Genomic DNA, 14,338 nt, shown 5'->3' with positions numbered 1-14,338 from the left:
ATTTGCCGCTGGGGAAAATTTAATACCAATAGTTCCGTACATTGAAGTTGATGCAACGAATTGGGTTAGTAGGTAGTGGCTTCATGGCCACGACCCATGCTACCAGTTACCAAGAAATAGATGATGCCGAGGTAGTCGCGGTCGCATCGCTTAGCAACGACAAAGAGGCCTTTGCGGCAGAAAATACACCAGACGCCGACGTTTACGACAATGCCGAGAAGATGATGGGCGAGGCCGACGTCACAGCTATCGATATTTGTACTCCGACGCCGACGCACCGACCATTCGTTGAAGCGGCCGTCGAACACGGATTTAATGTGTTCTGCGAGAAACCACTTGCTCGCACTGCAAAGGGCGCTGACGCGATCGTTGATACGGTAAACAACACTAATGTTACCTTTATGACCGGCCATGTGCTTCGATATTTCCCCGAGTACACAGAGGCAAAACGACGCATCGATGCTGGTGAAGTCGGTACATTAGGTACACTGCACACTGAACGCTTCTCGTCACCGCCACGATATGGCAGTAACTCGTGGTTCGGTGACAAAAAACAAAGCGGAGGCGTACTCCTCGACATGGCAATTCATGATTTCGACTATCTCCGCTGGGTCGTCGGCGAGGTTGACCACGTGTTCGCCCGCACGGCTGAATGGGACGACGGCCACTTAAATCAGCACTCATCGGTACTATTACGTTTTAAAGATGGAACAGTCGGTCATGTCGAAGCGTCGTGGGGCTACCCTGAAGGGTCGCCTTTTACTACGAGTTACGAAATCGCCGGCGATGAGGGTCTGCTTGAATTCGATACGCGAGACGAGAATGCCGTTCGTATCTCCGGTGGTGCGGAGGGAGCGAACGCTCCAACCAGCCCGCTGGCGAAGAGTCCATACACGAAGGAACTCGAACACTTCATCGACTGTGCCGAGAACGGATGTGACCCGGATATTTCACCAGATGATGCACGTCAAGCAGTTAGAATCGCTCTCGCAGCCATCGAGTCTAGTAAACACGGTGAGCCCATCTCACCCACGGAGGTAGGTGCATGACTGTACGAATTGGTATTTGTTCGACCAGGCATCTTCACGCTGACTCCTATGCAGCCTCGCTGAATGACTTATCGGACGCTGAGCTTGTCGGCGTTACTGATGTCGGTGACCAAGTCGATAATGCACGTGTAAAAGCTGATGAATACGGCACTGATTATCTGGAACCTAACGAGTTACTCACGAAGGCCGACGGGGTGGTCGTTTGTTCAACGAATGCCGATCACGTCGCATGGGTCAATCGCGCCGCCGACGCTGGCGTTGATGTCCTTTGCGAGAAACCCCTCGCACCAACCGTCGCCGAAGCACAGGAGATGGTCAATATCTGCCGGGAAGCAGGTATTAGCCTTGGCGTCGCGATGCCGCTCCGCTTCAGCCAGCCAGTCCGTAACGCAAAAACTGCAATGGAAAATGGCGTGCTCGGAGAGCTGAAATTTCTCAGTGGAACAAACCGCGGGCAAATGCCCGGGGGGTGGTTCGTCGACAGCGAAGCGTCCGGCGGTGGTGCAGTGATAGACCACTCAGTGCATATCCTCGACATTGTTCGCTGGATTACTGGTGAAGAGGTACAAGAAGTATATGCCGAAACAGACACTCGTTTCCACGACATCCCTGTCGAGGATGTGAATTTGTTGTCGATGACACTCACTGACGGGACGGAGTTCGTCCTTGATGGGTCGTGGAGCAAACCTGATGAGTGGGACTTTTGGGGCGACGCGACACTTCGGCTTGTCGGCACAGAAGGGGTCGTCTCCGTTGATTGTTTCGACCAGAAAATAAAACAGACACGTGATTCAGACGACCCGGGGATTCAGTCGGTGTACTGGGGATCGAACCCCGACGAGGGATTGGTCGCCGACTTCGTCAGCGCCGTTGCGGAGAATCGATCCCCATTGAAGACCGGTGCAGACGCCGTCAATGATATCGCCGTCGTTGAAGCAGCTTATGAGTCCGCGGAACAAACCAAAGCTATCATCGTCGAAACGACGGAAACTACCGTTCCGACTAACTGAACGAACAAGAATACGAAGGACGAAAATCACGAGCGTGAACTACCCCGCGTCGGGTGACGCGGGGCTTCCTGCTTCCACGACGTACTTTGCATCCATCGACGCCGAATGGCGACGAGTGGACGTAGGGAGCACAGTCTGCACAGGCGTTGATTCGGGCAGTCCCTGCCCTACATTGACCTGAAAAGAGTGTTTGGTTCGGACGAACGATACGCCTTTCTCGGCTAATGCCTTGTCGAGTACATTCTTCGCCGCGTTGAGGTCTCGGTCATCTTCGTGACCGCACGCCGGACACGAGTGTTCCCGAACCCAAAGCGGTTTATCCGTCTTCACGCCGCACTGGTTGCACGCCTTCGTCGTATCCTTCGGTTCGACCGGAACCACGTGAACGCCGTGGAGTTTCGCTTTGTACTGTAGGAGGCGAACGAACCGCGACCACGCCGCATCCTGCCTGTTCTTTGCGGACTGGCTCGTTTCGAGCATCGGCGTTACGTCCAAGTCCTCGACGCCGATGAACTCGTAACGTTTCACTAGCCACGTCGTGAGTTTGTGCTGGTAGTCGAGCACCCGCCGTTTGATCCGGCGCTTCGCTTTCGCCATACGAACACGCTGTTTCTCCCAGTTCGAGGAACCGTGTTCCTTCCGGGCTAACTTCCGTTGTGCTCTCGCATAGCGGTCGTAGCTGTCCGTGAGGTCGAGGCAGTCTACCGAACAGTCGTCGCTCATGTGGATGTACGAAAGTATTCCGAGGTCGATCCCTACGCAGTTGTCCGTCGTGAGGTCTGACAAGTCGGGTTTCTCCGGTTCGTCGGCTTCCACTACGAAACAGACGAACCACTCGCCGGTTCGTTCTTTCTTGAGAATGACGCGCTTCACGTTCTCGGTATCGGGAATGTCGCGGTGCACTCGGAACGGGATGTTCTCACCGATCTTCGAGAGGGTGAATGTACCGAATCGTTGGCCCGTCGTATGATTGACGTTGAAGCCTTCGGACTGGTACGCCACCGACCGAAATTCGCCCGCTCCCTGCCATTTCAGCCGTCCCGTCTTCCGGTCGTTCTCTCGGTGACTCTTGAGAACGGACAAATCGTTGTGGATTTGTCTGACGGTCTGTTGAGCGGCATGTGCTGATACTTCCTTCCAGAGCGGCCAGCGTTGCTTCCACCCCGGAAGTTTGTTGACCTGCTGATTCCTGCTCGGACGGTCGTTCCGTGACGAGCGGTGATAATCTCGAACCGCGTGATTCCGTATCTGCCGATGGATGTCGATGTGTCGCCACGCTTCGCTCGCGGTGTCCTCGTCTGGATACGCACGGAAGCGAAACGTAATATCCATCACTTAGCCGTTCTCTGCTTCGAGGCCAGCGCGTACGAGGTCGGCATAGGCACGGGGCATTCGAAGTCCGTGCTCGTCAGCATACTCTCTCACGCGCTGTTGTTCCTCGTCCGAGAGATCGATTCGTGGCCGTGGTAGTACCATCTGTTGTACGTCCTATGGCACATCTCACGGGACTATAAGCGTTCTGCTGGCCATTCGGCCGACGAAATAGCGTACGCGATTCACCCACGGGTCGGGTGACCCGTGGTACTCTCGCTGTATTTTCTATAGATAGATGGCCTAGTACATAACATTAACCGGTTCACCCCTATCGACTGATTCATACGCAGCAGCGATAACGGCGGCAGTCTGTACAGCGTCTTCGAGAGACGTCGCAGGCGTGGACTCGCCACGGATAGACGTGACGAAATTGCGCAATAGGGCATTATTTGGATCGGCACCCCAATAAATGGATTCGTTGTGTTTGCCGTGACCAGTATCTTTTACATGTGTGTACTGATAGCCAAAGCAGTCCGCCGAGAGCGTTGATTTTGTCCCCACCAGTTCGACGCTGGCATCCCCCCAAAACGTGTTCTTTTGCGGTGTGCTCCATGATCCATCGAGAACAAACGAAGCTCCGTTAGAAAGCGTCATCGACAACAAATTCACGTCTTCAACTGGGATATCATAGAATCGGGTGTCTGTTTCGGCATATACTTCTTGTACCTCTTCACCAGTAATCCAGCGAACAATGTCGACAATATGGTCAGTATGGTCCGCAACGGCCCCACCACCAGCCAGTTCAGGATCGACAAACCACCCACCCGGCATTCGACCGCGGTTAATTCCCGAGACGGCGATGAGTTCACCGATTGTTCCAGCTTCGTATTGTTCTTTAAGACGTTTCATTGGGAGACTATAACGAAGCGGCATCGCCATACCTGTGACGACGTCGCTTTCGTCGCACTTATCCTGTATTGACTTCGCTTTCGCAAGTGATGTCGCAAGCGGTTTCTCTACAAGGATGGCAACGTTTTGCTGGAGCGCGAGATCGATTAACTCGTCGTGAGCGGCGGTTGTCGAACAGATAACGATTCCTTCGGCTGCCTGCATTAGTTCGCGATGTGACATCGCTGACGTGCCGATAGCATTCGCTTGTTTACGGGCTCGGTCAGTCGTTTGCTCCGAAATTCCGATGAGGTCGACCTCCGGTAATTTCGACAGAAGCGCCGCGTATACCTCGGCGTTGGCGTGGGCGGTCGAACAGATACCAATAGAAACGGTCACAAAGACTCCTCCGCGATTGTGATCGGTAGTCCCTTGTCGACGGAACGGCGCACAGCGACTGTGACTCGCGAAGGATGATTCGGAGTGATATCCGATGGAGGCTTTTCAGTACCCTGTATACGGGCAGTGAACTCATGCAGCAACCGACCTCGACAGTCAACCTCTGGCGGATCGACGTTTAGCGGTTTCGACTCTTCTTGAAGTGCAGTCGACGCATCGCGGTCACTGAAAGTGAGACGCCCATGATTGCCGCTATACTCAACACTAACGCGTGGCGAAGGAGTAGACGCCTTGCTCCATGTCGTCTCGATGGTCGCTCGTCCACCGTTCTGAAATGTGAGTACAGCATGTGCGTGGTCGTATTGCTCGCCAGACCGTGCTCGAGCGAAGACACGCCCGATCGTTCCAAAAGTCCAATCGAGAACGTCGATATCGTGTGCAAATACGGAGCAAAGTGCGTCCACGTGGTCGACAGTGGCCGTGACGCCGACATACGAGGTATTCCATCCAGGATCGCCAAACGGTGCAGTTCGCTTGATTCTGGCGACGCCAATTGTTCCAATACCACCTGTTTCAACATCCGACCGGAGACGGTTGTACAGTCGTGAGAACCGGTGTGGAGAGTACGCCATTAACCACCCATTCGCGTTCGACGCCCCTGCGACGAGTCGGTCGAACTGCGCATCATCGAACGCGAATGGCGGGTCACAGCGAGTTGGGAGCCCCGCATCGAGAGCCGCGTTGAGCGCATCGTCATAGACTGCCCCCGGCCCGCAGATATCCACCCCATTTACGTCGCCATCGCGGAGAGCGTGAACCACTGAATCGTAGACAGGTACATCGATATTGTCAAATGGTTTATTAGAGGGTTCGACGGCGCCACTGACAGTCACCCCGTCGAACTGTTTGTAGCGTTCAGCGTGCGCTTGCACCGCCGCCCTTTCTCCTACTATGACGATGCGTGGCATACGGCTACGTCACTTAGCACTTAGCATAAGTATTGTGAACTCGTACCCGTGGCGGGTTCGGTCGTTCTCATGTTACTGTCAAGTGTTAGTTGAAATCATAGACAGCTCAGGCGGCGTCAAGAAGTTCCCGAATACGAGCAGTGCTCGACGTGAGCGTCGTCACTGGGTCAGTTGTCAGTCCGTTCTCGTAGATGAGCCATTTCGCGTCGGCGTCTATGGCAGTGCGAATGCACTCATCGAGTACGACCACACCTTCGCCCAGATCGACGTGAAGTGTACTGTCATCACCAGGGATCGTATCGGTCAGGTGAATTAACGAAATCCGGTCGGCGTACCGGTCGAGATACGCTATTGGATCAATGTTGCCATGGCGCGCGAGTCCTACGTCGAATTCAAGACTAAGTCGCTCGTCGGTCTGTGCGACAAGCGCATCATAGGCAGTGTCGAATTTGCCAGCGATCTCTGTGAACTCGTAGGTGTGGTTGTGATAGTGCACCTCGAAGCCGTCGTCGACGAGACGATCAGCGAGTGTTAGGAGTCGATTTGCAGCCTCCGAAACCACAGATTCAGAGGTAAAGCCGTCCTCGCCGTAGGAGGGAACAACGATACGCCTACACCCTAGTATCTGATACGTCTCGACCGTCTCCTCGTAGTCGGTCCAAAGTGAGTCGAGACTAACGTGGGCACCAACGGGTTCGAGACTGGTATCGTCAAGCGCGTCGGCGATAGATTCGGCTGATTCATCGCCAATCCCGGCAAATTCAACGCCTTCGTACCCTGTATCGGCGACGCGGTGGAGCGTTTCGATTAACGGTTCTTCAAGCTCACGAAGTGTATACAGCTGAATCGCCGGTCGAGCCATGTCTCCGAAGAGATGTGAGCCATTGACATAGCCGTTCCGCCATCTGAGCGTTCCGAAATACGTGTCACGTGTTGTCGTTCGTCGCACACTCGACATCGCCAACCATGAATGAGAGGTGACATCACCAGCCTATTCGTTTTATCTGTTCGTCAATCCGTATTTCTATCGCCATTCCACTGATGGTTCTGTGATGTATTCTAGAAACTATTCATTTCCCGTAATGATTTTCAGAGATCGGTATTTCACATTATATTGTAAAATAAGATAACTAAATTTGAAATTCCGATGGATAACTACTATAGCACTGTTCCTAGTCACGAAGGCGAGATTTGATTCACCAGCGCCAAACAAGGTAGCCAACTAGTTCCATTTGTCATCGATGATTTAACAATCATTAAGAACATATTAATCAAGTATGAACCCGTCCATTACGTCTCCATGCGAGAACGCAGAAGGGCGGTACTCCAGCTTCTCGGAGCGGGCCTTTCGGTCGGGGTTTCTGGCTGTTCGACCTTTTCAAAGTACGGTTTAGATGGTGCGAAGAACCCGACGACCGAATCGGTGACGGGAAAACGGAAAACGACGATCGACGACCGGGTGACCGAATCGACGATCTCCGAGCAGACTACGACTTCCGAATCGATTGACGCTCCTCCGAGCGTTTACCAATCAGTATCGATTCCGGACAAACCCAGTAAGTATCAATACCCAATGATGGGTGACGGAGATGCCCCTGTCACAGCGACAGTCTACGGGGCATGGAAATGTCCTTACACGCAAAATTTCGTTCTTGAAGATATGACATCGATTATCGAACAGTACGTCGAACCCGGCAACGTCGCCCTCGAATTCCGTGCTGTCGCCTACGAAGACGGAGAGGGGTTCCACGGGCCGGATGAACCGCGCGCAGCCCGAGCTGGATTGGCTGTCTGGCATTTCGATCCCACATCGTATTGGTCGTACTTCGGATACTTATTCCAGAATCAGCAAAGCTTCGACGGATGGGCAACGATCAAACGACTTCTGCGCTTTGCGAAGAAGGCGGGGGTGCGCCACCGCGACCGCATCGAATCAGAGATCGAGAGCGGGTCATATCAATCGCAGATAGAAGAAACGATGTCTCGGGTTCAAAAGATACCCATTCCTGCGGTCCCTCGAGTCGTCGTCGATGGGACAGTAACGGTCCCCACGGTGGCACCTGAGCGGACGAGAACGCAACTCGAACGGGCTCTTGAGCAGGCGTCCAATTCGAATGGCGGAACGACTACGAAAGGTTCCGGAATGACGACCACAACTTCGCACAGTTCGTCAGCATGACCGTCATCAATTCTCGTTCTGAACTCTCCGACTCTCTGGTTGCTTCGAAATACTGGTCAAATTCAGCTTGCAAGACGATATGGAGTTCGATGACTGAACCATACTCTAGCATCACGTCATAAGCAATATCACGGAAGTCGTCGGCAGTCGTGTCCTGATCGGTGAAGTCTGCAAGGACGACAAAGACGTCAACGTCACTCGCGGGGTCAAGTGTGTCTCCTCGGGCTTACAAGCAAAAGACGACGAGTCGACGATTTTATTGAGCTGGTGTAATCATGCGCAAGTTGCGAACATATCTGCGGCCGCGGCACGGACATCGTCCGAATCGTTCGTGGGATTTTGAGAAATCATATTGATACGTATGGATTTGGCGAACTCCTGTAGTTTCACTAATGTGCCGTGATCCACAGTCAGAATTACTTATAGATCTAACTCCTGGAACCCTGTTCACTTGTACCCCCAGCTTGCTCCCAAGCCGAGAAGATCGTTGGAAGGGCCTCTTGTTGGTAGTATCAGGATTTGTGCTTCCTTGAGGGCGTCGACTGGGTAGATTTCACTTCCTATTATGGATTTGTGGAGAAGTCGACCACGTGGGTTAGTATAAAGTACTAACCTATGAGAAGCCACTTGCTAACTACAGAGTGTGGATTCAACAGTGAGATGAGAACTACACACGTGGAGCCGCTGCTATCCTGACTTCGATACGCACGACTGCCACCGTGAGCGACTGTCGCGGGTGAGGAGAGAGCGTATATGGGCCAATTCGAGAAATTTTAGATTGTATGCTGGAGAAAGCTTATTAGTGTAGAAAAAAGTTAAGGATATATGGACGGAGATGATGAAATGTATATAGATGTCTCGGAGATAGATGGTGGAGGAGATGGAATGGGATATATGAACAGGAGGGATGGAAATCCTACGGATTCTGGGACTGAAGTCCTCAAGTCGATGTGATATATGGACAGAGATGCTGGCGGTGGAATGAACAGGAAGAACGGAGATTCTACGGGTTCTAGGACTCAAGTCCTTAAGTCGGTCATAACCAAAACAATGGTGGTACTCCTTGGTTTGCTCGTCGTGCTCTTCCTCTTGATGTTTTAGTTATCTACAGATAATAGAGCTACTTATGCCAAAACTCACTGCTCGTCGAATTGGTTTCTTGCTTGTCCCTCTTGGAATTTGGCTAGTGCCGGTGTCACTTGTTGGTGCGAGTACAATGCGAAAGTGTCAGAACGTCAACCCCGATTTTTTCGATATTGAATTCAGTCGAGCCAAGATTTCAGGTTTGATTTGCACGCGATGACAGTCACATGGTACGACGGATGTAACTGGCACACTGCCTCGTTGCTTCTAACTGTGATCGCGTTTTGTCTGATCGTTGGAGGACTAGTCCTGATTGGTGTTCCTATGGTCCGACAGAATGAGTGAGGTGATCGCTTTCGAGGTCGTTTCGGAGAATTCGTTGTGGCTGTAAGTCTGCGTCAGTAGGGATGAAGCAGTTGAACCATTCAAAGTGTGGTTGCTAAGACTGGGCCAGTTGTCTCGACTCACCGCTATATCGCTAACAGCTAACCAGAGTAAGCCCTCCGACTGCTCCTCACAGTAGGAAATCGGCAGGGAGAAGAGATCTAAGTTGACGGTGACGGATTTTGTACTTCTCCGAGGGCGGCATGGTGGTCAATTCCACTTCCGCTTACCGTTTTGTGGAGAAGTGTCAAAGGGGTATTTCACTGTTCACGAAGCTTATTGTCTAATAGATACATCTCTGTAATATGGAAACACGCACAACACACATCCTCTCCGGGCAGCATCGAACGATTTCCGTCCCTTGTCCGTCGCCTCGGCGTCCCATTCGATGGCCGTTTCCCGTTTTGCCTGTGGCACGTCATCTGAATCGACGACGGTGTAATCGTCCTCCGAAAGAAATGCGAACTCATCGTCGTCTAAGTGGACGACGCTATCTGTGCGATCAACCATGGCGGTCATGTCACTCACCACGCACGTCCCCCCCGTCGTCGACGCCAAGAACCAGAGATGAATCTCGACGAGTGACCATCACCTCGTCGCGGTCTTCGAAGATCGCCGCAATGGCGTAGCTGCCCTCAAGTTCTTCGACCGCGCGTCGAAACGCCAGCTTGGGAGACAAATTCTCTTTGAAATGGTGACTGATGAGGTGCGGGACAACTTCAGTGTCCGTCTCTCTCTCGAACTCGTGGTCGACGGAGCGAAGTTCGTCGCGAAGTGACTGATAGTTCTCGATGATTCCGTTGTGTACCACTGCCACTCTATCTTTACAGTCTGTGTGCGGGTGGGCATTGTCGTCAGACGGTTTCCCGTGCGTGCTCCACCGGGTGTGGCCGATTCCGGCCGTACCGGTGAGTTCGAAGGGCTCTTCGACCGCCCGCTTGAGTGCATCGAGATCGTCCTCTCGTTTTACGACGTGAATATTGGAATTGGCGACGGCTAACCCTGTCGAATCGTAACCCCGATACACCAACTTCGAAAGACCGGTCAACAACGTCTGAACGGGATCGACGTCGCCACCTGCGTATCCGATGATACCACACATAAAATAGTCACCCTCGAACGTCACTGGTCCATGTCTGTCGTCTGGTAGCTCGTGTCCGTCCGAATCCTATAGTTGGTAGTTGTGTACACGATTTGTACGTCGTGAAACGAAATAGCATCCATTCGGCGTTCGGTATCGAGTTCATATTGAACACCGACATACTATGCCCACCGGCGATTTTGTTATTTAGCGGATTACAGAACGCTAACGGAGATATCGAACAAAAGTCGTATTAAATAGTATTAAATATGACAGCTTCTTGCCGCGCTCTCTCTCGTCGTTTCTCTACTCCGTTAACCCCAGTCCACAGTTCCGGTCAGAAGTTTTCGCGAATTGGAAGCTGATAAGTGTGAGAGAATGTATGACAAATCTCGAAATTAGCCAAAAATACAATAATTTCTCTTATCGGTCCGTTTATATCGCATCTCTAGCTTGAAACGAGCAGTACAAATCAAATATTGTGATTATATTTGACATTAGATGGAGCTAGTCGGCGATTCTTTTTGTTTGCGCCGCTTTCTATGGAATTCACGTCGATCTATCATCGATATCCAGGAGGCGCAATATAATGTCTAGATGCCACAGATATACCGAAAGAGTATCGCAACCCAAGATTGGTTTTAAGAATTCATTTTATCTACCAGTTAGGAATAGAGATAATGGATCAAAAATAGAGTAATATTTCTATCACTGATACTATTGACGAATCAATCTGGTAAATATTTTTCTTCGATTTATATACTCGCTATTTCTTCAGTTTGCATCCCTGCTGCCGGGGTTTTAGGTGGATATGATTATTTCCCCTTTTTCTTCTCTCTTGCCTATATATTTATATTGGTTTTACGTCCCCTTGGATGATAAGCGTCCATCGAATTTCATTCTTTATTTATATACATTATTATATTTAAGTATCCGTGTCCTTCAGAACTGAACGCAGAAGAATATAATCACCCGTACCTTCTCCGTTGCTTCCACATGCTAACTATCTAGATATTTATCAAAAACGTCAATTACGTGAAACAGCTTTTACTCGGTTTTGGAGTTCATTCCACCACGGTCTTTACTGACTGAACTAATTCTGTTGAACATGTCCGATTAATCGTGCTCCGTCCCATCGTTCCCCCATTACACCTATGGGAATGTAATGAATTGGAACGAGTAATGTTTGCCGGGACGGCTAGCGTCCTCCTTGCGAACCTAATTTTCCATTAGGATAAACCAAGGAAGGAGAAATCCATCCACTTCAAATCGGTAATCGTTATATCACAAGCTAAACGAAGATTACCACGGGACTTAAAGGGTCGAAAAATAAACGACCTCATGGTAGTCCTCCATTACTGGGACGCAGTGCGGAACCGCAAAGGTATAGAATTGCCTAGAAAATGCTTGTGGTCCTAGTATCGCGAGAAGAAAGAGAAAATCGGCACAAGTGGCGATGTGCTACCCCCACGGCTTAAGTTCGCGAAGGACGTTTGAGAAGACGATGGTCACTCGACGCCGCCAACGATTTATATACGGACAAGTCTTGTGGATGGTCTCTACGCTCGTCACTCTGGTTGCATTAGGCGTCTTCTCCCTCCCCCTTTTTTTCGTCGCTTCCTTCGTCGGTTTCATCATCGTGGTTGAACTCACTACTCCAATTAACGTCGCGCCGCGGTGGCGGGCACGACTACGATGGATCACGATCCTTGGATTTTTGATTTTCATGATCTTCGTCATTCGAAAGATACTGAAAATCGTACCTTCGGGGGTGATTCCGTGAACAACCCACTCGATGCGGAGTACCCGAAACTGCTTCTCCTCGCGTTGGCCGTGATAATACTCGGAGCACTTTTTGTAGCCATTAGCACATCGACGGCGTCATTTAGCAGTTACAACTCCGCGTGGGACGGCGCGACGAAACTGCAGTCTGAGGCGAGCGCTGCCGGTGCAGATAGCAAGATAGTTCGAGAGACGGCGATATACGATGACGCGAATCCGAACGGGACGGTCGCAGTCGTTCTCTCTCCCGATACGCCGTACGATCCCGCCGAACGCGCCAACGTTAAGGAATTCGTTCAAAACGGGGGAACGCTCATCATCGCGGAGGATTTCGGCCCGCACTCGAATCCGCTGCTCCGATCGCTCGGAGCGAGAACGCGCATAGACGGTCAATTTGTTCGCGACGAACGGTACAACTATCAATCCCCGGCGATGCCGGTCGCGCGTAACATATCGAATCACTCTCTCACCCGGGGTGTCGAGAGGCTTACGCTCAACTACGGGACGGTCGTCCGTCCGCACAACGCGACCGTGCTCGCAAGTACGTCGGAATACGCTTACCTCGATACGAATCAGAACGAGAACCTCGACGCCGACGAAACGCTCGCAACTCATCCGGTCGCCGCTACTGAGCCCATCGGCGATGGACGAGTCATCATCGTCAGCGATCCGAGCCTGTTCATCAACGCGATGCTCGACCAATCCGGAAACGGGGAGTTCTTCCGTCGGATCTTCGAAGGCCACGCGACGGTACTACTGGATTACTCGCACGCGAGGGAGCTTCCGCCGCTGGCGATCGCCGTACTGACGCTCCGGACGTCCCCGGCACTTCAGATCGTCGTAGGAACCTGCGGAATCGGGGCACTCGCACTCTGGGTGCGACGACCGGAACTACGACGACGACTCGCCGAGTTCCGGCGCGACGACGTCACGGGTAGTACCCCGGAAGTCGGCGAACGCGAGATGGTCGCCTACGTCGAGAAACGACATCCCGAGTGGGACTCCGAGCGCGTAGAACGAGTCGTCGAGTCGCTTCGCGAAAAGCGGTAGAAGGCGACGAACTCCGTCACGGACACACCGCGCCAGATGAATTATCTTGCTGGAGGTCGAAGACGCTCCAATGGGTAATCCAGCCGAAATCTACACCAACGTCATCGACGAAGTTAGCAACGTTCTAATCGGAAACGAGACGATCGTCGAAAACCTCACAATCGCCCTGCTATCGCGGGGCCACGTGCTTTTGGAGGGGGTGCCGGGCGTGGCGAAGACGACGATCGCCAACTTGTTCGCACGCGCAATGGGATTGGACTACAACCGGATTCAGATGACGCCCGACCTCCTTCCCGCCGACATCACCGGAACGAACGTGTACCGGGAAGGAACCGGCGAGTTCGAGATCCAACGCGGACCGATCTTCGCGAACGTCGCCGTCGCCGACGAGATCAATCGCGCAACCCCGAAAACCCAGAGTGCACTGCTGGAGGCGATGCAGGAGCGGGCGGTGACGATTCAAGGAGACACGTTCCCGCTTGCATCTCCGTTTATCGTGATCGCGACCCAAAATCCGATCGAGATGGAGGGAACGTACGAACTGCCGGAAGCCCAGCGCGATCGCTTTCAACTCAAACTGACTGTGGATCTGCTCGAACGTGACGACGAACTCAAGTTACTGAACCGATTCGATGGTCACCCCGACCTTGGATCAGGGGACGTATCGCAGGTCGTGTCGGACGATGACATCATCTCTGCTCGGGAGGTCGTTTCGGACGTGTACATCGACGAAGCGGTGAAGGGGTACATTTTGGACATCATCGCGGCGACGCGCGAGAGTTCGAACGTGGAATATGGCGCATCACCGCGGTCGTCGCTGGCATTTCTCAACGCCACAAAAGCACGCGCTGCGATTCACGGACGGGAGTACGTAATCCCGGACGACGTGAAGGCCTTAGCGAAACCGATTCTGATTCACCGCCTCCAGATCAACACCGAAGCGGAGCTGAGTGGCGTGACAAGCGGCGATCTCGTCGAGGATATCCTCGAGTCGGTAGCTCCGCCGAGCGGCACTGTCGACGTCGAGAATGCAGACGCCTCGGATGCTGACGGAACGGTACCGGTAAGCCAGAGAGAGGGAGATTGAGACGTGGAGCGCGATCGTCCATTCGGTTTCGATTGGTTCGGTTCTGCGATCGACGAGGCGGAGT

General features: G+C 52.4%; 14 protein-coding genes. 7 read left to right on the top strand and 7 right to left on the bottom strand.

From position 1 onward, the window contains the following. Positions 1 to 50: 50 nt before the first annotated feature. Complete coding sequence (locus LIW51_RS28775) at positions 51 to 1,049, top strand: Gfo/Idh/MocA family protein (RefSeq protein WP_227379448.1); 999 nt, start codon at positions 51 to 53, stop codon at positions 1,047 to 1,049. Next, entirely contained in the window at positions 1,046 to 2,059 is a 1,014-nt protein-coding gene (locus LIW51_RS28770; RefSeq protein WP_227379447.1) for a Gfo/Idh/MocA family protein, read from the top strand. The genes LIW51_RS28775 and LIW51_RS28770 overlap by 4 nt, the downstream gene beginning before the upstream one ends. Positions 2,060 to 2,098: 39 nt before the next feature. Here LIW51_RS28770 and LIW51_RS28765 read toward each other — a convergent pair whose 3' ends face one another. The 5 genes from LIW51_RS28765 to LIW51_RS28745 form a co-directional block, all read right to left on the bottom strand. Next, positions 2,099 to 3,391: an RNA-guided endonuclease InsQ/TnpB family protein gene (locus LIW51_RS28765; RefSeq protein ID WP_227379446.1), complete on the bottom strand. Its 1,293-nt coding sequence runs from the start codon at positions 3,389 to 3,391 to the stop codon at positions 2,099 to 2,101. Positions 3,392 to 3,394: 3 nt separating this feature from the next. Next, on the bottom strand, positions 3,395 to 3,535 hold the full coding sequence (locus LIW51_RS28760) for a hypothetical protein (RefSeq protein ID WP_227379445.1): 141 nt from the start codon (positions 3,533 to 3,535) through the stop codon (positions 3,395 to 3,397). A gap of 138 nt (positions 3,536 to 3,673) precedes the next feature. Beyond that, complete coding sequence (locus LIW51_RS28755; protein WP_227379444.1) at positions 3,674 to 4,660, bottom strand: Gfo/Idh/MocA family protein; 987 nt, start codon at positions 4,658 to 4,660, stop codon at positions 3,674 to 3,676. Beyond that, complete coding sequence (locus tag LIW51_RS28750) at positions 4,657 to 5,628, bottom strand: Gfo/Idh/MocA family oxidoreductase (protein ID WP_227379443.1); 972 nt, start codon at positions 5,626 to 5,628, stop codon at positions 4,657 to 4,659. The genes LIW51_RS28755 and LIW51_RS28750 overlap by 4 nt, the downstream gene beginning before the upstream one ends. 106 nt (positions 5,629 to 5,734) lie before the next feature. Continuing rightward, positions 5,735 to 6,490: a sugar phosphate isomerase/epimerase family protein gene (locus tag LIW51_RS28745; protein WP_227379442.1), complete on the bottom strand. Its 756-nt coding sequence runs from the start codon at positions 6,488 to 6,490 to the stop codon at positions 5,735 to 5,737. A gap of 438 nt (positions 6,491 to 6,928) precedes the next feature. On the opposite strand from LIW51_RS28745, the gene LIW51_RS28740 reads away from it, so the two are divergent. Together LIW51_RS28740 and LIW51_RS38795 are read left to right on the top strand one after the other, a co-directional pair. Continuing rightward, entirely contained in the window at positions 6,929 to 7,807 is an 879-nt protein-coding gene (locus tag LIW51_RS28740) for a thioredoxin domain-containing protein (RefSeq protein ID WP_227379441.1), read from the top strand. A gap of 825 nt (positions 7,808 to 8,632) precedes the next feature. Further along, positions 8,633 to 8,761: a hypothetical protein gene (locus LIW51_RS38795; protein WP_255767634.1), complete on the top strand. Its 129-nt coding sequence runs from the start codon at positions 8,633 to 8,635 to the stop codon at positions 8,759 to 8,761. A 789-nt stretch (positions 8,762 to 9,550) separates the two neighbouring features. Here the strand turns inward: LIW51_RS38795 and LIW51_RS28735 are convergent. Further along, on the bottom strand, positions 9,551 to 9,802 hold the full coding sequence (locus tag LIW51_RS28735) for a hypothetical protein (RefSeq protein WP_227379440.1): 252 nt from the start codon (positions 9,800 to 9,802) through the stop codon (positions 9,551 to 9,553). Further along, entirely contained in the window at positions 9,795 to 10,376 is a 582-nt protein-coding gene (locus tag LIW51_RS28730) for a glutamine--fructose-6-phosphate aminotransferase (RefSeq protein ID WP_227379439.1), read from the bottom strand. The genes LIW51_RS28735 and LIW51_RS28730 overlap by 8 nt, the downstream gene beginning before the upstream one ends. A gap of 1,435 nt (positions 10,377 to 11,811) precedes the next feature. On the opposite strand from LIW51_RS28730, the gene LIW51_RS40510 reads away from it, so the two are divergent. The 3 genes from LIW51_RS40510 to LIW51_RS28720 all read left to right on the top strand — a co-directional run bounded on the left by LIW51_RS40510 (position 11,812) and on the right by LIW51_RS28720 (position 14,274). After that, positions 11,812 to 12,138 carry a DUF8044 family membrane protein gene (locus tag LIW51_RS40510; RefSeq protein WP_497007409.1) on the top strand — a complete coding sequence of 109 codons (327 nt, stop codon included), beginning with the start codon at positions 11,812 to 11,814 and terminating at the stop codon, positions 12,136 to 12,138. Continuing rightward, positions 12,135 to 13,187, top strand: a complete 1,053-nt coding sequence (locus tag LIW51_RS28725) for a DUF4350 domain-containing protein (protein ID WP_227379438.1) — start codon at positions 12,135 to 12,137, stop codon at positions 13,185 to 13,187. Before LIW51_RS40510 ends, LIW51_RS28725 begins: the two co-directional genes overlap by 4 nt. 70 nt (positions 13,188 to 13,257) lie before the next feature. Continuing rightward, on the top strand, positions 13,258 to 14,274 hold the full coding sequence (locus tag LIW51_RS28720; protein WP_227379437.1) for an AAA family ATPase: 1,017 nt from the start codon (positions 13,258 to 13,260) through the stop codon (positions 14,272 to 14,274). Positions 14,275 to 14,338 lie beyond the last annotated feature (64 nt).

Source organism: Haladaptatus halobius, assembly GCF_020618475.1.
Classification (GTDB): domain Archaea; phylum Halobacteriota; class Halobacteria; order Halobacteriales; family Haladaptataceae; genus Haladaptatus; species Haladaptatus halobius.
Note: the sequence above shows the minus strand (reverse complement) of the source record. Positions and strands in the feature narration are given on the sequence as shown.